The sequence below is a fragment of the Streptosporangium fragile genome (genome assembly GCF_039534445.1).
In the GTDB taxonomy this organism is placed as follows: Bacteria; Actinomycetota; Actinomycetes; order Streptosporangiales; family Streptosporangiaceae; genus Streptosporangium; species Streptosporangium fragile.
On the sequence record NZ_BAAAVI010000001.1, the window covers coordinates 265,386 to 284,235 of the forward strand.

The 18,850-nt window shown below is 71.7% G+C and carries 18 protein-coding genes; 13 read left to right on the forward strand and 5 right to left on the reverse strand.

Features of this window, described 5'->3' with window-relative positions; genetic code table 11:
* Nucleotides 1–6: 6 nt before the first annotated feature.
* Complete coding sequence (locus ABD841_RS01250; protein WP_344966846.1) at nt 7–807, reverse strand: SDR family NAD(P)-dependent oxidoreductase; 801 nt, start codon at nt 805–807, stop codon at nt 7–9.
* A 223-nt stretch (nt 808–1,030) separates the two neighbouring features.
* Between ABD841_RS01250 and ABD841_RS01255 the strand changes: the two genes are divergently transcribed.
* The 5 genes from ABD841_RS01255 to ABD841_RS01275 all read left to right on the forward strand — a co-directional run bounded on the left by ABD841_RS01255 (nt 1,031) and on the right by ABD841_RS01275 (nt 6,196).
* Nucleotides 1,031–2,857, forward strand: a complete 1,827-nt coding sequence (locus ABD841_RS01255; RefSeq protein ID WP_344966848.1) for a thiamine pyrophosphate-requiring protein — start codon at nt 1,031–1,033, stop codon at nt 2,855–2,857.
* A 215-nt stretch (nt 2,858–3,072) separates the two neighbouring features.
* Nucleotides 3,073–3,891, forward strand: coding sequence for an SDR family oxidoreductase (locus tag ABD841_RS01260; protein ID WP_344966850.1), 819 nt, complete (start codon nt 3,073–3,075; stop codon nt 3,889–3,891).
* Between the two features lie 27 nt (nt 3,892–3,918).
* Nucleotides 3,919–4,815, forward strand: a complete 897-nt coding sequence (locus ABD841_RS01265; protein ID WP_344966852.1) for a glycosyltransferase family 2 protein — start codon at nt 3,919–3,921, stop codon at nt 4,813–4,815.
* 95 nt (nt 4,816–4,910) lie between these two features.
* Nucleotides 4,911–5,513, forward strand: coding sequence for a DUF5709 domain-containing protein (locus ABD841_RS01270; protein WP_344966854.1), 603 nt, complete (start codon nt 4,911–4,913; stop codon nt 5,511–5,513).
* A gap of 89 nt (nt 5,514–5,602) precedes the next feature.
* The gene (locus ABD841_RS01275; protein WP_344966856.1) at nt 5,603–6,196 is read left to right on the forward strand and encodes a hypothetical protein; all 594 of its coding nucleotides are present in this window, start codon (nt 5,603–5,605) and stop codon (nt 6,194–6,196) included.
* A gap of 276 nt (nt 6,197–6,472) precedes the next feature.
* Here ABD841_RS01275 and ABD841_RS01280 read toward each other — a convergent pair whose 3' ends face one another.
* A complete protein-coding gene (locus ABD841_RS01280; protein WP_344966858.1) occupies nt 6,473–6,640 on the reverse strand; it encodes a DUF3073 domain-containing protein in 168 nt (55 codons plus the stop codon).
* Between the two features lie 303 nt (nt 6,641–6,943).
* On the opposite strand from ABD841_RS01280, the gene ABD841_RS01285 reads away from it, so the two are divergent.
* Entirely contained in the window at nt 6,944–7,138 is a 195-nt protein-coding gene (locus ABD841_RS01285; protein ID WP_344966860.1) for a hypothetical protein, read from the forward strand.
* Nucleotides 7,139–7,140: 2 nt separating this feature from the next.
* A complete protein-coding gene (locus ABD841_RS01290; protein WP_344966862.1) occupies nt 7,141–7,476 on the forward strand; it encodes an ArsR/SmtB family transcription factor in 336 nt (111 codons plus the stop codon).
* 162 nt (nt 7,477–7,638) lie between these two features.
* On the opposite strand, the gene ABD841_RS01295 is transcribed toward ABD841_RS01290, so the two are convergent.
* Nucleotides 7,639–7,974 (reverse strand): ArsR/SmtB family transcription factor, encoded by a 336-nt coding sequence (locus ABD841_RS01295; RefSeq protein ID WP_344966864.1) that lies wholly within the window; start codon nt 7,972–7,974, stop codon nt 7,639–7,641.
* A gap of 516 nt (nt 7,975–8,490) precedes the next feature.
* On the opposite strand from ABD841_RS01295, the gene ABD841_RS01300 reads away from it, so the two are divergent.
* From ABD841_RS01300 to ABD841_RS01315, 4 genes are all read left to right on the forward strand, one after another.
* Entirely contained in the window at nt 8,491–9,012 is a 522-nt protein-coding gene (locus tag ABD841_RS01300) for a hypothetical protein (RefSeq protein ID WP_344966866.1), read from the forward strand.
* Nucleotides 9,013–9,230: 218 nt separating this feature from the next.
* Nucleotides 9,231–11,450, forward strand: coding sequence for a bifunctional polysaccharide deacetylase/glycosyltransferase family 2 protein (locus tag ABD841_RS01305; protein WP_344966868.1), 2,220 nt, complete (start codon nt 9,231–9,233; stop codon nt 11,448–11,450).
* A gap of 1,070 nt (nt 11,451–12,520) precedes the next feature.
* Entirely contained in the window at nt 12,521–13,351 is an 831-nt protein-coding gene (locus ABD841_RS01310) for a methyltransferase domain-containing protein (RefSeq protein WP_344966870.1), read from the forward strand.
* Nucleotides 13,352–13,571: 220 nt separating this feature from the next.
* The gene (locus ABD841_RS01315; RefSeq protein WP_344966872.1) at nt 13,572–14,378 is read left to right on the forward strand and encodes a GNAT family N-acetyltransferase; all 807 of its coding nucleotides are present in this window, start codon (nt 13,572–13,574) and stop codon (nt 14,376–14,378) included.
* Nucleotides 14,379–14,520: 142 nt separating this feature from the next.
* On the opposite strand, the gene ABD841_RS01320 is transcribed toward ABD841_RS01315, so the two are convergent.
* Nucleotides 14,521–15,807 (reverse strand): endonuclease Q family protein, encoded by a 1,287-nt coding sequence (locus ABD841_RS01320; protein WP_344966874.1) that lies wholly within the window; start codon nt 15,805–15,807, stop codon nt 14,521–14,523.
* A 95-nt stretch (nt 15,808–15,902) separates the two neighbouring features.
* Between ABD841_RS01320 and ABD841_RS01325 the strand changes: the two genes are divergently transcribed.
* The gene (locus tag ABD841_RS01325; protein ID WP_344966876.1) at nt 15,903–16,766 is read left to right on the forward strand and encodes an SAM-dependent methyltransferase; all 864 of its coding nucleotides are present in this window, start codon (nt 15,903–15,905) and stop codon (nt 16,764–16,766) included.
* Nucleotides 16,767–16,927: 161 nt separating this feature from the next.
* Nucleotides 16,928–17,731: an SAM-dependent methyltransferase gene (locus tag ABD841_RS01330; RefSeq protein WP_344966878.1), complete on the forward strand. Its 804-nt coding sequence runs from the start codon at nt 16,928–16,930 to the stop codon at nt 17,729–17,731.
* Nucleotides 17,732–17,867: 136 nt separating this feature from the next.
* Here ABD841_RS01330 and ABD841_RS01335 read toward each other — a convergent pair whose 3' ends face one another.
* On the reverse strand, nt 17,868–18,404 hold the full coding sequence (locus tag ABD841_RS01335) for an NUDIX hydrolase family protein (RefSeq protein ID WP_344966880.1): 537 nt from the start codon (nt 18,402–18,404) through the stop codon (nt 17,868–17,870).
* Nucleotides 18,405–18,850 lie beyond the last annotated feature (446 nt).

The window sequence follows — 18,850 nt, forward strand, 5'->3', positions numbered from 1 at the left end:
CCGCGGTCAGGTCGCCGAGCCCGGCTCCGTCAGCCGGCGGTTCGCCGCTGCCTTGGACGTCTCCGGGGCGAGCCTGGCGGCGCCGGTCATCAGCTTGTTGGCGAGCGACCCGGCCACGACGTGGTCCTTGCCGGCCATGAGCGCCTCGAAGCCGTCGCGTGCCACCTCGGCCGGATCGTCCTTCTTGCCGGTGGCCACCTTGGTGTCCAGCATCCCCGCCCGTTCGAAGAACCGCGTGTCCGTCGGCCCCGGCAGCAGCGCGGTCACGGTCACCCCGGTGTCCTTGAGCTCCTCGCGGAGCGCTTCGGAGAAGGAGTACAGGAACGCCTTCGAGGCCGAGTAGACGGCCTGGAACGGGCCGGGCATCGTGGCGGCGACGGAGGAGGTGAACAGGATCCGGCCCCGTCCCCGCTCCACCATGTCCCGGGCCACCCGCTTGGCGAGATGGACGGCGGAGGTGATGTTCAGGTCGATGAGCTTCAGCTCGGCGCGCAGGTCGGTGTCGCGGGCGAAGTCGCCGCCGACGCCCACGCCCGCGTTGATCGCGACCGCGTCCGCGGGGCGGCCGGTCGCCCTCAACACGCCGTACAGCCTCTCGACGCCGTCGTACTCGGCCAGGTCCACCCGCACGCTCTCGACCGTGGCGCCCAGGTCCCGCAGGGCGGCGGCGGCCGCGCTGATCCCCTCGTCCTCGGCGGCGACGACCAGGTCGAAGCCGTTGCGGGCGAACTCCGCCGCGAGCGCGTGGCCGATGCCGCTGGAGGCGCCGGTCACCACGGCCAGCGGCCTGCCGGATGTCGTGTTCATGGATCTCCCCCGATGGGTCGCCGCTCCGAGGCGGAACGTCGTTGACGTGAGAACGGCGAGATGCCCGATCGCCCGGCGTCTACACGGCCCGCGGGACGATCTCCGGCACCCGGCGGATGAGTAGGCCGGGGACAGGCGGGTACGCGACCCTGACCGAGACACGACAGGACGGAGCGGATCCCCGATCCACCGGCGGGCACGCCGGACCCCGGAAGGAGGGGACATGGACAGCACTGCGGGCACTGCCGGGACGGTGGCCGACGCCGTCGTCGAACGGCTGCGCGAATGGGACGTCCGCCGAGTGTTCGGCTACTCGGGGGACGGGATCAACGGCCTCATGTCGGCTCTGCGGCGGGCCGGCGGGGAGCCGCGGTTCGTCCAGGCCCGCCACGAGCAGGCGGCGGCGTTCATGGCGACGGCCCACGCCAAATACACCGGCGAGCTCGCGGTGTGCGCGTCCACCCAGGGGCCCGGCGCGGTGAACCTGCTCAACGGTCTCTACGACGCCAAGCTGGACCACACGCCGGTGCTCGCCATCGTCGGCCAGCAGTCGAGGTCCGTGCTGGGCAGCGCCTACCAGCAGGAGATCGACCTGAGAACGCTGTTCCAGGGGGTGGCCGCGGAGTTCTGCCAGACGGTCGAGACACCGGAGCAGGTGCCGATGCTGGTGGACCGCGCCGTCCGGCACGCGCTCGCCACGCGCAGCCCGGCTTGCCTGATCTTCCCGCACGACGTCCAGCAGGCACCGGCCGCGAAGGAACTCCCGCACGAGCACGGGGTGGTCGTCACCAGCGCGGCGCGCCACGCCGACCGCGTCGTCCCCGCCCGGCAGGACCTGCGGGCCGCCGCCGACGTGCTCAACGCCGGGGAACGGACCGCGATCCTGGTGGGGCAGGGAGCCCGCGACGGGGCGGCCGAGGTGGTCCGGGCCGCCGAACTGCTGGGGGCCGGGATCGCCTACGCGCTGCTCGGCAAGCCGGTGGTCGACAACACGTTGCCGTTCGTCACCGGGCCGACCGGGCACCTGGGCTCGACGGCCAGCTACGAGCTGATGACGGGCTGCGACACGCTGCTCATGGTCGGCACCGGCGAGCCGTGGACCGAGTTCCTGCCGGCGCCCGGCCAGGCCCGTGCCGTGCAGATCGACATCGACGGTCGCAACCTCGGCTCCCGCTATCCCACGGAGGTCAACCTGCTCGGCGACGCGGGGGAGACGCTGCGCGCCCTGCTGCCGCTGCTGGCCGGGAAGCGGGACCGGTCATGGCAGGAGCGGGTGATCCGGTACGCGGCCGAGTGGCGGGACCTGCTCCGGAGCCGGGCCGCGGAGCCGGCCGACCCGGTCAACCCGCAGGCGGTCTTCGCCGAGCTCGACCGGCGGCTCCCGGACGACGCCATGCTGGCCGTGGACGTCGGCTCGGTCACCTACTGGTACGCCCGGGACCTGTTCCTGCGCCCCGGCATGCAGGCGTCGCTGTCCAGCACCCTGGCGTGCATGGGTTGCGCCGTGCCGTACGGCGTCGCCGCGAAGCTCGCCCGGCCCGACCGGCCCGTGATCGCGCTGGCCGGCGACGGGGCGATGCAGATGCTCGGGATGGCGGAAATGATCACCTTGGCGCGGTACTGGCGTGAGTGGCCCGATCCGAGGTTCGTCATCCTCGTGCTGCACAACAACGACCTCAACGAGGTCACCTGGGAACAGCGGGAGAAGGAGGGCGACCCGCGCTGGCCGGCCTCGCAGGACCTGCCCGACGTGCCGTACGCCGACTACGCCAGGTTGCTGGGCTTCCACGGGGTCGAGGTGGACAAACCGGACATGCTGGGGGCGGCGTGGGACGAGGTCCTGGCCGCCGACCGCCCGGCCCTGCTCCAGGTGCGCACCGATCCGGCGGTGCCGCTCCTGGCACCGCACCAGCCGATCGAGCAGGCCAGGAACTTCTACGCCGGGCTCGCCCAGGAGGGGGAGGCCGGGCGCGCGGCCCGGCGGATGCTGTTCCGCTACCGGGAGGACGAGGAACGGATCACCGGCGGAGACGGCCCCCCGGGGGAGTGACGCCCGGCGCACCGCCGGGGAAGTGTCCACGACCCTCCGGGCGGGTGCTCGCGAACCCTTCGGACGAGTCTCCGGACGAGTGCTCGCGAGGTCCTCCCGGAGAGCGTTCACGAGGCTCCCGGGCGAGCGGCGAGCTTCCCGGCAGCGCCCCCGGTCCCCCGACAAGCGGCCGTGAGTCTCCGGGCGAGCGGCCTGGGCACCCGAAAGGAGCATCCATGAGCAGCGCACCGATCTCACCTTCCGGTTACGACCGGATCGCGATCGTCACCGGGGCGGACTCCGGCATCGGCCGGGCGACCGCCGTTGCCCTGGCCGAGCAGGGCTTCGACGTGGGGATCACCTTCCACTCCGACCGGGCGGGAGCGGAGGGGACCGCGCGGGAGGTCCGCGGCCACGGCCGCGCGGCCGCCGTGCGGCAGCACGACCTGACCGATCCGGAGAAGGCCGCCGCCGTGGTGGACGAGCTGGCCGAGGAACTGGGCGGGGTCGGCGTCCTGGTCAACAACGCCGGCACCGGCAGTGGCGAGCCGCTGCTGGAGATGGGCTTCGACCGGTGGCGGTCGGTGCTCGCGGTCGACCTCGACGGCGCGTTCCTGTGCGCCCAGCGGGCGGCCCGCCGCATGATCGACGCCGGCCGCGGCGGGCGCATCGTCAACGTGACCAGCGTCCACGAGGAGTACCCACGCGTGGGCGCCGGGCCGTACTGCGCGGCCAAGGGCGGCCTGCGCATGCTGAGCCGGGTGCTCGCCCTGGAGCTGTCGCCGTACGGGATCACGGTGAACACCGTCGCCCCGGGCGAGATCGCCACCCCGATGACCGGCCAGGAGAACGAGCCTCCGCAGCCCGGCAGCCGGCCCGGCTACCCGATCGCCCGCCCCGGCGACGCCCGTGAGGTGGCCGCCGCCGTCGCCTTCCTCGCCGCCCCCGCCGCGTCGTACATCACGGGGGCCTCGCTCTTCGTGGACGGCGGCCTGACCCTCATGGGACCGCAGGCGGCCGGTGCCCTCCCCTCCGGCGACTGGCGCCAGGGCTGACCCGGCGCTTCACGGCAGGACGCGCCCATGACCGATCTCCGCATCGGCGCCGTCGTCATCACCTGGAACCGCAGGCGGGAGGCGCTCGCCTCGGTCGGCAGGCTCCTCGCCCTGCCCGAGCGTCCGCACGTGGTGCTGGTGGACAACGGCTCCACCGACGGTACGGCCGAAGCGGTGCGGCAGGCTCACCCCGCGGCCGAGGTGGTCGCCCTGGAGACGAACCTGGGCGCCGCCGGCCGCAACATCGGCGTCCGGCGCCTGCGCGCGCCCTACGTCGCCTTCTGCGACGACGACACCTGGTGGGAGCCGGGGACGCTCACCCGGGCGGCCGACGCGCTGGACGCCCATCCCCGTCTCGCGGTCGTCACGGCCCGCATCCTGGTGGAGCCCGGCGGCCGGGAGGACCCCATCGTGCCCGAGATGCGGGACTCCCCGGTGCCCACCCCCGGCTGGCTCCCCGGCCCGGCCCTGGGAAGCTTCCTGGCCGGGGCGTCCGTGCTGCGCCGTGACGCCTTCCTGGCCTGCGGCGGCTTCGACCGCCGGCTGTGGCTGGGCGGGGAGGAGGAACTCCTGGCGGCCGATCTCGCGGCCGCGGGCTGGGAGCTGTGCTACCTGGAGGAGCTCACGGTCCACCACCGGGCGTCCCCGCTCCGGGACGCCCACGCCCGGCGCCGCGTGGGGCTGCGCAACACGCTGTGGTTCGTCTGGCTGCGCCGCCCGGTGCGCCCGGCGCTGCGGCGGACGCTGCATCTGATCCGGACGGTGCCCCATGACCGCGTCTCCGCGCTGGCGGTTCTGGACGCGCTGCGCGGCCTGCCGTGGGTCCTGGCGGAGCGGCGACCGCTCCCGCCGCACGCGGAGGCCCGCATCGCCAGCCTGGAGGAGGCCCAGGCCCGGTCGGTCGCCCGCCGCTACGTCAGTTAGCGCCGTCCGCCGCGGCCTCTGGAGGGGGCCGCCCGTTACAACCGCGACTCGACGGGCACGGGGCGATGGAGCCGGACAACCAGGGGGAAGAGACGATGAAAGAGCACACGCCGCGGCACGACCCGCACTCACGCTTCGAGGACGAGGGGATTCCGGACCTGCAGGACGGGACCCCGCAGCAGCAGTGGGCGGTCGACCCGCAGGAGGCGCCGCTGCCCGGAGACCGTCCCGTCGGGGTCGACGAGTTCGGCACCACGGTCGACGAGCAGATCCAGGGGGAGTCCCTGGACAGCCGCCTGGACCGCGAGATCCCCGAGGAGCAGCCGATGTTCGGGGCCGACGCCGAGGCCGACGCCAGGCCCGCCGGTGCCGGTGCCGACGCCGGTGCGGGCGGTGACCTGGACCCGGAGGTCCCGAGCGGGCTCACTCCGGGAACCGGCGCGGAGAGCGGCCTGGGGGTGGGCTCCGACCTCGACACGGACTACCAGCCGGACGACGGCGTCGATCCCGAGTGGTCCGCGCAGCCGGAGGAGCCCTCCGGCGCGGTGTGGGACGAACCCCGCCGGGCCGGCCGCCTGGTCGATCCCGACGAGGGAGCACGGCCGGACACCGAGCCCGACCTGGTCGCCGAGGAGGTCGGGCCGGACGCGGGCGGATACTCCGCCGAGGAGGCCGCCATGCGGGTGGAGCCCGAGTGAGACCCGGCAGCGGGGAGGCGGTGAGCCCGGGCACGAGACCGCGGAGGGCGCCGGGAGGACGTCAGGAGCGAGACCCCGGGAGGGGAAAGATGAGCGAGGAAGAACGCGACAGGGCGGCGGAGCGCGAGAAGGAGGCGGAGCGCGAGAAGGCCCGGGAGATGTACAAGGGGACCACCTTCGACCCCGAACTGCACAACATGGGCGGCGATATCGGCCCCGCATCGATCCGCGGCTCCGGCGTCAGCCCGGGAGGCCGTCCCGGCGACGACGCCGAACCCAAGGGGGGCTGGTCGACGTCCACCGGATACGTCGCCGGGCGCGACGACGAGTGGCCGGCGACGGCGGGTTCCGACGAGAAGGCCGTGGGGGCGCGGACCGACGAGGTCGACGACCGCGTCGAGGCGGCGGGCGTCAGCCCCCGGGCGGTGCCCGAAGGGCTCGAAGGCCCCCGTGACAACCCCGATGCCGCCCGCCGGGCGCGGGGACCCGTGGAGGACACCCCCGACGACGACAACGGCGGACCGGAGCCGCGCCGGGTGGTCCCGCCCGCGGGCGGGCACGTGGGCGCGGACCTGGACTGGATCCCCTCCGACGAGGACGACCCCGACGGCGGGTCCGGGCGGACGGAGGAAGGCGACGGCGGCTACCTGCCCGGCGAGGGCACGGGCCGCCCGATCACCTGACCGGCGGGTCGCCGTGCACGGAAACACCGGGCGCCGTTCCCGCGGGACCCGGTGCCGTCCACGCGAGAGCTCGCGGAAACCCGGGAGCCGCTCCCGGGGAAGTGCCCGCGGCACTCGCGGAAACCCCGGGCCGCGCCCACCGAAGATCCGGTGGCCGCACGCGGAATTCCCGGCGGTGCTCAGGGGAGGTCCACGCGCCGCTCACGAAAGGACTCCGGCCGCCGGACGAGCCCGGTTGCCGTGGGGCACCCGCTCAGCGCGTCCGGCGGCCGAGGGTCACTTCTCCACCGGCTCGTCGACCGGAACCTCGACCCTGCTCTCCGACGCGTGCTCGCCGGTGGCGCGGAGTTCCGCGCGCAAGCGCTCAAGGTCGATGTCGTGGGTGCTGTACTTGAGCTGACGAGCCACCTTCGTCTGCTTCGCCTTGGCCCGACCCCGCCCCATCTGCTGTACTCCCTCATGCAGGCCGTGCTCGGCCTATTGTCGATCTCGCATCGCAGACCGGCGCAGCGTGACCCGCGGTCCTCGCCCGCCGGCAGCCGTACCCGGTGGCACCCCGCCCCGTTCCGATCGGGTCCCGGGCGGGACGCGAGCCGGTTCGAGGTGACGCCCGGGGACGGGCCGCTGCCGTCATCTTACCGATAATCCTTACGATTTGAATAATTATGCAATTTGCCACATCATGAGGCCGCGTCCCCACCGGTGGGGAGGGTGACAAGGCCGAATCTGATCGACGGAAGCGGGGGCATGAGCGAGTTCGAGGCGGAGCTGCGGATGCGCGTGAACGAGGTCGACTCCCAGCTACGGCTCATGCGGCAGGCTCATGACGACCACGCGGTCGAGGTCCTGTCCGGGCGGCTGGAGAACCTGCTGCGCATCGCCGACCGGCACGGCATCGACGTGCGGCACGCCGCCGATGCCCCGGACGGCGGGACGGAGTGACCATGCCGGTGCCGCTCTACCAGGCCAAGGCCGATCTCTTCCGGACCCTCGGGCATCCGGTGCGCATCCGCGTGCTCGAACTGCTCCAGGACGGCCCCCTTCCCGTACGCGACCTGCTGGCCACGATCGACATCGAGGCGTCCAGCCTGTCGCAGCAGCTCGCGGTGCTGCGGCGGGCCGGGATCGTGACCGCCACCCGCGAGGGTCCCACCGTCGTCTACGCCCTGTCCACCGCCGATGTGGCCGATCTGATGGCCGCCGCCCGGAGCATCCTGACCGAGGTGCTGGCCGGCCAGGGGGAGCTCCTGGCCGAACTGCGCGCGGCTGAGCGTGGCTGAGCACGACTGAGCGCGGCGCGCAACCGTCCGCGGTGCGGGCACGCCGATCTCCGCGGTATGGGCACGCCGGCTTCTGTGGCGTGGGTGTGGCGATCTTCGTGGTGCGGGCACGGCGATTTCCGCGGCGTGGGTGCGGCGATCACCTGCGGGAGGCCCTCTCGTTCACTCCGTCTCCGCTCCCCGCAGTTCGGCCAGGAGCTCCCCCTGCTCGGCGAGCACGTCGGTCAGGATCCGCCGGGCCGCCTGGAGCAACCCGGCCACGTCCGCGCTGCTCAGCGCGTACACCACGGTCGATCCCTCGCGGGTGGCGGTCACGATTCCGGCCCGCCGCAGCACCGCGAGCTGCTGCGACAGGCTGGACGCCTCCACCCCGATGCTGGCCAGCAGGTCGCGTACGGGAAGGGGGCCGTCCTGGAGCAGTTCGAGCACGCGGATGCGCACCGGATGTCCGAGGGTCCGGAAGAAATCGGCCTTGGCCTGGTACAGCGGAACCGGCATGCTCTCCCTCCCGTAGCGGACCGAGCTGGGATCGACGTCACGGTCCGCGGCCGGCCGCAGGGGAACGTCAAGATCCACGGTATGCGCCCGGCCTGCGGTGCGCGTCCGGGCCGCGCTTTCGCCGCCTGCCCTCCCCGGCGGCCCGCGTGTTTTTCACGCGCTTTCCGGATCTGCGCCGGAGGACCCCGCGAAGCCGGTCACCGGCGCTTCCCGTTGGACACCGAAGGACCCGTCGCACACATGGTGTAGCAAATTGCAGAATTCTTCAACTGTGCGGAAGGCGGCCTCCGGTGGGCGCTCACGTGCCCGGGTTTCATGCGAGCACCCCGGAGGGCCGTGGGGCGGGGAGCGGCCCTCCCGGCGGGCACGTGCTCGCGGGATGCCCGCGCCTCCTCGCGGAGACCGTCCGTGCCGACGTCGGAACCGGGCGGGGATGGTCTACGCGCCGATGGCTGATCGGTCACAAGCGTGACAAAATTCCCCATATGGCAGCATGTGTCACTACGATTCCCGCCTGTGAGCGACAGGCAACACCCCACTGGCACCGCTGTCTTCGTCGATCAGAGCGGTAAGCGCAGGCAGTTCCTCAAGATCGTCGGAGTCGCCGTCGGCACGTTGGCGCTCGTCTCGCTGGCGGCCATGGTCGGCGGCTTGTTCACCGGAACGCCGCTATCGGTGGTCGGCTGGCCCGGAGACGGTCCCACCCGGCCGGCGCCCGTCGTCACCACGTCCAAAGCCGCACCCACGAGATCGCCCACGCCGAGCACGAGGGTCACCGGGGCCCCCGTCGCGGACGCCCCGACGCCGACGCCCCGGCGTACGCCTCAGGCCACGACGTCCTCCCGGCCCCGCGTGACGCCCTCGCCCACCCGCCCGGAGGCGTCGAGCACGCCGACCGCCGAGCTCCCCTCCGCCACGCCGGCGCCGTCCGACGATCCGGTGACGCCCGAGCCGTCTCCTGAGGAGACCGGGCCGCCGGGCCTGACCAAGACCCCGCCCGGTCACGACCCGGACAAGAACACGGGGCCGAAGAAGTGAACCCGCAGGAACCCCCGGTGACCCGGGTGTGGCCGCCGGAGGACCCGGCCGAGGTGAAGCGGCCCGGCACCTTCCCCCCTGTGACCCGGGTGGGTCCGGTGTCCGCCGGTGTTCCTCATGGGGATCCGGCGACCGTTCCCTTCGTCCAGGCGGGCCCGGTGTCCGCCGGTGTTCCTCATGGGGATCCGGCGACCGTTCCCTTCGTCCAGGCGGGCCCGGTGTCCGCCGGTGCTCCCCACGCCGACCTGGCGACCGCTCCCGTCACCCGCGTGGATCCGGTGCCGCCCCTTCCCGAGCCGCCCGCGGGCAAGGACGGGCGTGCCGTCCCCCGGCGCCGCCGGAGCCAGACCGACCCTCGGGGGCACTGGTTCCTGGTCGCGGTCGGCCTCGTGCTGATGACCGGCGCGCTGGTGCTCAACGGCTACGCCACCAACGTGGTGGGCGAGACGCACGCGGTTCCGCCCGTGGCCGATCCGCCCTCCGCCGAGCTCGACCGGGCACGGCGGAGCGGGCCGGTGCTCAATCTGACCGGGAACCAGCCGGACAGCGTCCGGCTCCCGGCCCGCACGGTGGCGCTCACCTTCGACGACGGCCCCGACCCGCGCTGGACTCCGCAGCTGCTTGACGTGCTCAAGCGGCATGGGGCCAAGGCCACGTTCTTCACGGTCGGTGCCCGGATCGCCGAGAACCCCGAGCTGACCCGGCGGATTCTCGCCGAGGGGCACGAGATCGGCAACCACACCTACGCTCACGCGGACCTCGCCGCAGTGCCGGACTGGCGGCTACGGATGGAGCTGTCGCTGACCCAGAAGGCGCTGGCCGGTGCGACGGGCATGAACACCCGCCTGATGCGCCCGCCGTACTCCTCCTCGCCCTCGGCCATCACCGGCCCGCAGTGGACGTCGCTGCGGGCCATAGGCGCCGAGGGGTATCTGGTGGTGCTCACCGACCTGGACACCAAGGACTGGTCCAGGCCCGGCACCGAGCAACTCGTCCGCGCCGGCCTCCCCCGCGGGGGCAGAGGCGCCGTGATCATGATGCACGACTCGGGAGGGGACCGCAGCCAGACGGTCGCCGCGGTGGACCGGCTGCTCACCCGGCTCGCCGAGCAGAAGTACCGGGCGACGACGGTCACCTCCGCGCTCGGCATGCCCTCGGCCCACACCCCTGCCGGGGACCTGGACCGCTTCGTCGGCACCGGGCTGAGCGTCGCGCAGCGGGGGGCGGCCGGCTTCACCGCGGTGATGTCGTGGGTCCTGGCCGCCGCCGGGGTGCTCACCCTGCTGCGGCTGCTGTTCTTCCTGGTCCTGGCCTGGGTGCACGCCCAGCGCGCGCGGGGCGGCAAGCGGCGCGTGGGCCGCGCCCCGGCCTGGCCCGTGCCGCCCGCGGTGACCGTGATCGTCCCGGCCTACAACGAGGAGGCCGGCATCGAGGCCACCGTACGCTCGCTGGTGGCCACCGACTACCCGGGCGCGCTGGAAGTGATCGTCGTGGACGACGGCTCCTCCGACGACACCGCGGCCATCGCCGAATCCCTCAACCTGCCCGGGGTGCGGGTGATCCGCCAGGAGAACGGCGGCAAGCCCGCAGCGCTCAACACCGGCATCGCGCACGCCTCGCACGACATCCTCGTCATGGTGGACGGTGACACCGTCTTCGAGCCCGCCACCATCGGTCATCTGGTCAGGCCGCTCGCCGACCCGGCCGTGGGCGCGGTCAGCGGCAACACCAAGGTCGGCAACCGGCGCGGCATGATCGGCCGCTGGCAGCACATCGAGTACGTCATCGGGTTCAACCTCGATCGCCGCGCCTTCGACCTGCTGGGCTGCATGCCGACGGTCCCCGGCGCCATCGGCGCCTTCCGCCGCTCCGCGCTGCGGGAGATCGGCGGCGTCAGCGTCGACACCCTCGCCGAGGACACCGACCTGACCATGGCGATGTGCCGGGGCGGCTGGCGGGTGGTCTACGAGGAGAACGCCCTGGCCTGGACCGAGGCGCCGACCTCGCTCGGGCAGCTGTGGCGCCAGCGCTACCGGTGGTGCTACGGCACGCTCCAGGCGATGTGGAAGCACCGCCGCGCGATCGTCGAGCCGGGCACCTTCGGCCGCCGCTGCCTGGGCTATCTGACCCTTTTCCAGGTGGTATTGCCGCTGCTCGCCCCGGTCGTGGACATCATGGCGATCTACAGTGTGGCCGTGGGGGACCCGCTGCCGGTGGTGGCCGTCTGGGCGGGATTCGTGCTCGTGCAGGCGTTGAGCGGCTGGTACGCACTGCGGCTGGACCGCGAGCGGGCCGGGGTGCTGTGGGTGCTGCCGCTGCAGCAGTTCGTGTACCGGCAGTTGATGTACCTGGTGGTGATCCAGTCGGTGGCGACCGCCGTGCTCGGGGTGCGCCTGCGCTGGCAGACGATCCGCAGGGAGGGAACCTTCGCGGCCTGAGCCGGCACCGGCAGGCCCGTGCCGGACGGGCGCTCATGAGGGGCTCCGGAAAGGACCGGGGCCCCGGAGACCGGGAGAATCTGGTGCTCTGCGCCGGAAATACGCCGACGCTGTCGAACTGGGCATCCGAGGATCTTCTCTGCGATCTTCTTCCCCGTGATCTGAAGGCGTGGAACGAGAACGGCACGCTGATCTATGACGACCAACGAACCGGCTCGACGACCACGGCCGTTGCCTGCGGCCGTGCAGGGCGCCGCCCGCGTCAGCTGCCGCCTCCGGCAAGACCCATGGGCCTCGGCCGATCCGGAAGAGGCTCGCGGGCGACCGGCTGGGGCCGCTCCCTCCGCGGAACGGTTGATCAGGCGTAGCAGCGGTACACCCCCGATGAGCCCAGGTGCGGTGGAGGCCGGATGCCACCCATCTTGGTCGGCGCGCCGCCACACTCGCCCACCTCTGGTGTGCCTTCGGCACACGGGACCGGCGCGCATCGCCGCTGATACCAAGATTTCCGGAGCTCCTACCGGCATCATCTCGACGGCGATCCCGCCCTGCCGTCGTGCGCCACCCTCAACGGGCGGTACGGCACCGCCGGGGATCGCGATTGTCGGCGATACCGCCGCGACGCCTGCCGCCTGAGATTTCTTGAAGTAACTGCAAAACACTTGAACTACGCCAGACCGTGCCGCGTTCAGGTGAGCATTCCATACGAACGTGCCGAGGGGTCTCTGGAACCCTCCGCGGAGAATCTGTCTCACATCCTGGGCGGCCGTCCGGACTTGGCGGCGGCAACGCCGCACGTCAGCCGCGTGATCTGGGCCGACGGAGAAATAAGGGTCCAGCCTCTTCGAATCCGCTGCATTCCATCACAAGCGGTCTCCAAGGGGGAGCGGCCAGTCTGAAGCCGGGCTGCTCGGTTCCACGCTCTCGACGGATTCGCTCGCAACGTCGATGGCGGGAGAACCATGGCGGCTCTCGGCACAAAGGCGGCGTCGTTCAGGAGAGCCGCATGGATTTTACACACAAGTACTTCCAGCTGAACGCGGGAACGGGACGGGCGGAGAGCGATGGCCGTGGCAGGTAAAGTGTTCCAGGCGAATCCGACGATGGCGGAGCAGGCCACGGCGGAGGGGTATCTCGCGCAGGTATCCCAGCACTCGGTGATACGGGCGGTGCGCGCTTCGGCTGTGGACCTGCTGTCCGTGGCCCCCGGCAGCAGGGTGCTGGACGTGGGATGCGGGCTCGGTGAGATGTCGAGGGCCTTCGCCGGCATGGTGGGGCCGGACGGGTCGGTGACCGCCGTCGACCTGAATCCCGCGATGGTGACTGCGGCCCAGGACAGGCACCTCCCATCACCGCAGGACGGGATGGTGAGATACCAGGTCGGAGACGTGGCCTCCCTCGACCTCGGCGACGACTTCGACGTGGTGTGGTGCGAGCGGGTCCTGCAGCACGTTCCCGATCCGGAGACGGCGGTCGGCTCCCTGGCGCGGTCGCTGTCTCCCGGAGGACGCGTCTGCGTGATCGACGTCGACTGGGGGGCCCTGGTCGTCGACGGTGTCGACGAGGCCCTGACGAGGCGGGTGCTGGACGCCTTCCAGCTGAAGGTGCGCCAGCCGACCGTCGGCCGCACGCTGCGCCGTCGGCTCGTGCAGGCAGGTCTGAGCGACCCCGCGGTGCGCTCGGTTCACGCGGTGTCCACCAGCCTGGCGGACACCGCGTCCGCCGTTCCCGTCCTCGACAGGGGGCGGGCCGACCTGGTCGCGGAGGGCGATCGGGCCGCTTGGTTCGACGCCCTGGAACTGGCCGATGCGCGAGGCCATTTCATGATGGCCATGCCCGTCTACATCGCTGTCGCGACGAAACCTCGTCAGGCCCAGTGCGCCTCACGGTTGCCCGCCTGAGCCTCGATTGACCAACCACCGCGGCAGACCGAGACGTTCACCGTGCAGCGGGATATCCGCACTCGTGTGAAACCACCGGCACGAGACCCCGCCGTCCCCCCCGCACACCCCATACCCGTTCTCCGTCCGCGCGCCTACGAGGCCAGTGCGGTCATGGCGGCATCCTCAGGCGATCCGACCTCACCATACGGAATTCACGACCCATCGGGAGAGACACCTCATGCGGAACGACGACGCCACGGCCCGCGTGCATGATCAGCAGGGATCGCAGAGCACGGACGCGTCGCCGGAGACGGTACGCCTCGAGATCCGGCCGCCCTCCCCGCGCGGCACATCCTTCGGGGTTGAGCCGTGGCAGTGCGAAATCAGGTCGTTCCGCGGTGAAGTCATCTACGAGAACGGTCGCTTTCCGCACTTCCGTCGAGAAGACGGCGAGTTCGACGATGCCGACGAGCATGACGGGCGTGCTTACCATGTCCTGGCGCGGTTGCGCGCGACAGGACAGTTGATCGCGTCGGCGCGGATCGCCCCGGCCGAGTCGCTGGCTCCGAGCAAGGTGATGGCGCTGGACCAGTCGGCCGCGACGCGCCTGCTGAGGTCGGAGCAGCTGCGCCAGTCCGATGTCTTGGAGGGCGCACGGTGGGTCGTCCACCCACGCCATCGCGGCCAGAGCATCGGGCGGCTACTGGTCGTGGCCAGCAACGTACTGGCGCGACAGTTGCAGCGGAAGCTGATCTGGGTGCTCGCCGGCACAGCCGCCGGGCAGGACGCTCTCCTCCGCCACTTCGGTTTTTGGGAGGCGTCGCCGGACCGGCATTCGATGCCGGAGGTGGGTGACGCGGTCAAACTGCTGGCATGTCGGCCCGAGCAGCTGCTTCACCGTCATGCCGAGCTTGCCATGCAGGTTGCTCCGGCGGTAAATGACGAGCTCGCCCGGATTTACCCCGGCCGCCAGAGCTCGCCGGTTGACCACGGCGATCACAACGAGCCGGAGACATGGAGAACCGGCCGCCGCAGGCCTGCGTGAGCGAGGCGATCCGGGCACAGTTTCCCGCATCCGTGTCGGCGGCATCCAACGACCTTTCGGCCGGGAACGGCTTGAGAGCCTCCCCGAGAAGGACCCGGGCCCCGGAAATCGGGAAGGGCTTCGGGCTCTGGAAAACGGTTGCCTAGAAAAGGGCCGGGGCGGTGGCCGGGTCCGTCCGGCCCGGCTCACCGGGTCCGAGGAGCCGGATCACCCCGTACTCACCGTCGTACCCGGCCTCCCGGATCACCTCGCCGCGGCGCAGCCGGTCGACGGCCTCGGCGAGCGGGGGCGAGTAGGCCGCGATGTCGTCGACCGGGACCTCCTCCAGGATCGCCAGCTCCGGCCCCAGCGCGGCGGTGAGCTCGTCCATCTCCCTGAGCACCTTCTTGCTCGCTGGCCCCACGCCGAGGACCTCGCCCACGATCTCCGGGAGTGGGACGAGGCTGCGGAAACCCGCGGCGCCGTCCGGCCGTACGCCCTCCTCGCGGTCGGCCAGATCCTCGACGCGGCTCAGCACGCCGACCGTGAGCCGTCTGCCGCACACCGGGCAGATCCCGCCGAGTTTCCGTGTCTCCTCCGGGTCGAGCCGGACGCCGCACTTGCGGTGCCCGTCCAGGTGGTACCTGCCCTCCTCGGGGAAGAACTCGACGGTCCCCTCGTACCCGGTGCCGGTCCGCAGGGCGCGCAGGATCGCGAAGTAGTCCAGGTCGACGTCGAACACCGTAGTCTCGCGGCCGACCCTGGGCGGCGAGTGCGCGTCGGAGTAGCTCACCATCCGGTAGCGGTCCAGGCCGGAGACCCGCCAGTTCATCGCGGGGTCGCTGGACAGCCCGGTCTCCAGTGCGAAGATGTGGCCGGTCAGGTCGCCGTAGCACTCCTCGACGGTGTCGAACCCGGACTTGGAGCCGAACACGCCGAACCACGGCGTCCAGACGTGCGCCGGCACCAGGTAGGCGCCGTCGCCGCTGCCCAGGGTGGCCTCCAGCAACTCACGGGAGTCCAGGCCCAGCACGGGCCGGCCGTCCGAGCCCAGGTCGCCGGCCGGCGCCAGCGCGCGGTTGAACGCCTCGGCCGCGTCGAAGCCCGGCATGTACACCAGATGGTGGATCTTGCGGGTCCGCCCGCCGCGCCGGTAGACCGTGGAGACCTCCACCGACAGCATGAACCGCACCTGGGCGGAGGCCACACCGGGCGGCAGCGTGCGGGCGATCTCCCGGTCCAGGTCCTCGCGCAGCCGGAACAGCCCCGGCTCGGCCGGTACGAGACTCTCCCGCAGGTGAGCGAACCAGGCCGGATGTGTGAAGTCGCCGGTGCCCATCACGGTGACGCCCTTGCGCCGCGCCCACCGGGTCAAGTGCGTGAGGTCGCTGTCCTTGCTGCAGGCCCTGGAGTATTTCGAGTGGATGTGCAGGTCGGCATGGAAACGCACCTATGACATTCTGCCACGGGCCGGAGGAGGGGTGCCGGAAACCGCCGGGCGGGTGACGAGAGACGCCGGATTCATCAGTAAAGATCACAAATCCTATGAGTTCCTCATATCATCTCCCGCAGGCGAGGAAGGGCAAGGGGATGACCGAGCACAGCGCTGTCCCGGCGGGCATCGATCCGAACACGCCGAGCGTCGCTCGGATGTACGACTACTACCTCGGCGGCAAGGACAACTTCGCCTCCGACCGCGCGGCCGCGGAACAGTTCATGCGGGTGCTGCCCGGCATCCGGGAGATGGCCCGGGACAACCGGGCGTTCCTGACGCGAGTCGTCGAGCTCCTCGCCCGCGAGGGCGTGCGGCAGTTCCTCGACATCGGGTCGGGGCTGCCGACCCAGGACAACGTGCACCAGGTCGCCCATCGCGTCGCGCCCGAGGCCCGGGTCGTCTACGTCGACAACGATCCCATCGTCCTGGTGCACGGCCGCGCGCTCCTGGAGGACAACCCCTTCACCTCGGTCGTCCAGGCCGACATGCGGGAACCCGAGGAACTCCTGGCCCACCCGGAGGTCGAGGGCGTCATCGACTTCACCCGGCCCGTCGCCGTGCTGCTGATCTCGATGCTGCACTTCATCCCGGACGAGGCCCTGGTCACCCGCGTCACGACCGCGATCCGCGAACGGCTCGCCCCGGGCAGCTACCTGGTCATCACGCACGCCTTCGAGGGCGACGTCAGCGCCGAGGTGCAGGAGGCGGGGCAGAAGGTCTACCGCTCGACCAGCGCGGGGGCGCTCACCTCGCGCGGCCCGGAACGGCTGGCCGAGCTGATGTCGGGGCTGGACCTGCTGGAGCCGGGCGTCGTCCCGGTCGGAGCATGGCGGCCCGAGCGCGGAGAGTACGACGAGGAGATCGTCGTCGACCTCACCAAGCCCAACATTCTCGGCGTCGTCGGGCGCCGCTGACCGGCTCCGCCGGATCGGCCGGCGAGCCGTTCACCTCCGTGGCCGACCAGATCCGCCGCAGAGAGCGGCGACCCGTCCGCCGTCGAGAACTCTTATTTTCATACGCATCAACAACATATGATCATCCGGATCGCTCCGAGACCGCGAGGAAGGAATCCCCTGTGGCCGACAAGCGGGATGAGTGGAAGAGCACCATCGACACGACCAGGCCCAGCATCGCCCGGGCCTACGACGTCGTCCTCAACGGCAAGGACAACTTCGAGGTCGACCGCGCCTTCGTCGCCGAGATCGTGAAGGTCGTTCCCGAGATCTACGACGTGGCGACCTACAACCGGCAGATCCTCGGCCGGGGGGTGCGGTTCCTGTCCAGCCAGGGCATCACCCAGTTCATCGACCTCGGCTCGGGGCTGCCCACCGTGGAGAACACCCACCAGGTCGCGCAGCGCGCGAACCCGGAGTCGAGGGTCGTCTACGTCGACAACGACCCGATGGTGCTGGCCCACGGCCGGGCGCTGCTGGCGGAGAACGACCGTACCGCGGTCGTCACCTCCGACCTGCGCGACCCGGCGGCGATCCTCGCCGACCCGGCCGTCAAGGAGCTCATCGACTTCGACCGGCCGGTGGGCGTGATGCTGGTCGGCATCCTGCACCACCTCCACGACGACGAGAACCCCCGGGGGATCGTCGAGGCGTACATGGCGGCGGTCCCGCCGGGCAGCTACCTCTTCATCACCCACTTCTGCGCCTCCACCCAGGACTCGCGCGACGCCGAGAAGAAGTTCCTCGCGCTCCTCGGCACCGGCCGGTTCCGGACGGCGGAGGAGATCACCGCCTTCTTCGACGGGTTCGAACTGCTCGAACCGGGCGTCGTCCCGCTGCCCCTGTGGCGGCCCGACGAGCCCGTCCCCGCGGAGCTGACCGCGGGCCAGCAGCTCATGTACGGCGGGATCGCCCGCAAGAACTAGCGCCCTCCGCGGCCCGCGAAGCCGATTCCCGGCCCTGGGCGGGGTTGATTTCCGGCCCCGGGCGAAACCCGGTCGCCCCGGGCGCCGGAGCCGGATGCGCGGGAGAGCCGGGCGCCCACCCCGGTCGTCGGTCGTCTCAGGGCAGGCGTCCGACGTGGGCGAGGGCCTGCTTCAGCAGAACGCCCTGCCCACCGGCCATCTCCTGCTGCACCATCGGGGAGGCCGCCTCCTCCGGTGTGAACCAGACGAGGTCGAGAGCGTCCTGGCGGGGGCGGCAGTCACCGGCGACCGGGACGATGTAGGCGAGGGAGACGGCGTGCTGGCGCGGATCGTGGTACGGCGTGACGCCCGGCGTCGGGAAGTACTCGGCGACGGTGAACGGCTGTGGGGAGGCCGGGACATGGGGTAGCGCCACGGGGCCGAGATCCTTCTCCAGGTGGCGCAGCAGCGCGTCCCGGATCCGCTCGTGGTGGAGGACCCGCCCGGAGACCAGTGCCCGGCTGACCGTCCCGTCCGGCGCGATGCGCAGCAGCAGGCCGACGTGGGTCACCACGCCGGTGTCGTCGACCCGCACCGGCACGGCGTCGATGTACAGGATCGGCATCCGCTCCCGCGCCAGTTCCAACTCTTCCGGCGCAAGCCACCCGGGCACGGTTTCGGTCTTTTCCGTCATCCGCTGATCGTACTTCCCGGTCTCATTCGGGCGATGCGGTGGTCCGCCCGACACGCACGCGTCCTACGGTCGTCCGGGGTTGCGCGGTGTGCTTTTCCCCTGCCTGATCAGGGGATGCGTCCAGGCGCAAGTGACCCCCAAGAGGGGACGTTCATCCTACGAGCATGCATGCTCGCGAGATCTCTCGTTCCGGCTGCGATTCGGCCACCTCCTTGCGCAAGGCGGCCGACCGGGCCGCGGCTTCGGACCGGTCAGCGCGTCCGGCGGCCCCGGCCCGGCTGCGCGACGTCTCGTGCTCGCCCCCGAGTGTCCCGGTGATCTGAGCGACCGGTCGTGCCGGTGATCGGATCCACGCCACGGCGTCGGCCCGAAACCCGCCGGGTGCGTGAACGCCCTCCGGCGAGTCCGCCGGTGTGTGAACGTCCCCCGGTGAGTTCGCCGGTGCG

What these genes read in the sequence shown, in the direction of transcription:
- ABD841_RS01250 (WP_344966846.1), bottom strand. Translation starts at nt 807, where the DNA reads ATGAACACGACATCCGGCAGGCCGCTGGCCGTGGTGACCGGCGCCTCC.
- ABD841_RS01255 (WP_344966848.1), top strand. Translation starts at nt 1,031, where the DNA reads ATGGACAGCACTGCGGGCACTGCCGGGACGGTGGCCGACGCCGTCGTC.
- ABD841_RS01260 (WP_344966850.1), top strand. Translation starts at nt 3,073, where the DNA reads ATGAGCAGCGCACCGATCTCACCTTCCGGTTACGACCGGATCGCGATC.
- ABD841_RS01265 (WP_344966852.1), top strand. Translation starts at nt 3,919, where the DNA reads ATGACCGATCTCCGCATCGGCGCCGTCGTCATCACCTGGAACCGCAGG.
- ABD841_RS01270 (WP_344966854.1), top strand. Translation starts at nt 4,911, where the DNA reads ATGAAAGAGCACACGCCGCGGCACGACCCGCACTCACGCTTCGAGGAC.
- ABD841_RS01275 (WP_344966856.1), top strand. Translation starts at nt 5,603, where the DNA reads ATGAGCGAGGAAGAACGCGACAGGGCGGCGGAGCGCGAGAAGGAGGCG.
- ABD841_RS01280 (WP_344966858.1), bottom strand. Translation starts at nt 6,640, where the DNA reads ATGGGGCGGGGTCGGGCCAAGGCGAAGCAGACGAAGGTGGCTCGTCAG.
- ABD841_RS01285 (WP_344966860.1), top strand. Translation starts at nt 6,944, where the DNA reads ATGAGCGAGTTCGAGGCGGAGCTGCGGATGCGCGTGAACGAGGTCGAC.
- ABD841_RS01290 (WP_344966862.1), top strand. Translation starts at nt 7,141, where the DNA reads ATGCCGGTGCCGCTCTACCAGGCCAAGGCCGATCTCTTCCGGACCCTC.
- ABD841_RS01295 (WP_344966864.1), bottom strand. Translation starts at nt 7,974, where the DNA reads ATGCCGGTTCCGCTGTACCAGGCCAAGGCCGATTTCTTCCGGACCCTC.
- ABD841_RS01315 (WP_344966872.1), top strand. Translation starts at nt 13,572, where the DNA reads ATGCGGAACGACGACGCCACGGCCCGCGTGCATGATCAGCAGGGATCG.
- ABD841_RS01325 (WP_344966876.1), top strand. Translation starts at nt 15,903, where the DNA reads ATGAGTTCCTCATATCATCTCCCGCAGGCGAGGAAGGGCAAGGGGATG.
- ABD841_RS01335 (WP_344966880.1), bottom strand. Translation starts at nt 18,404, where the DNA reads ATGACGGAAAAGACCGAAACCGTGCCCGGGTGGCTTGCGCCGGAAGAG.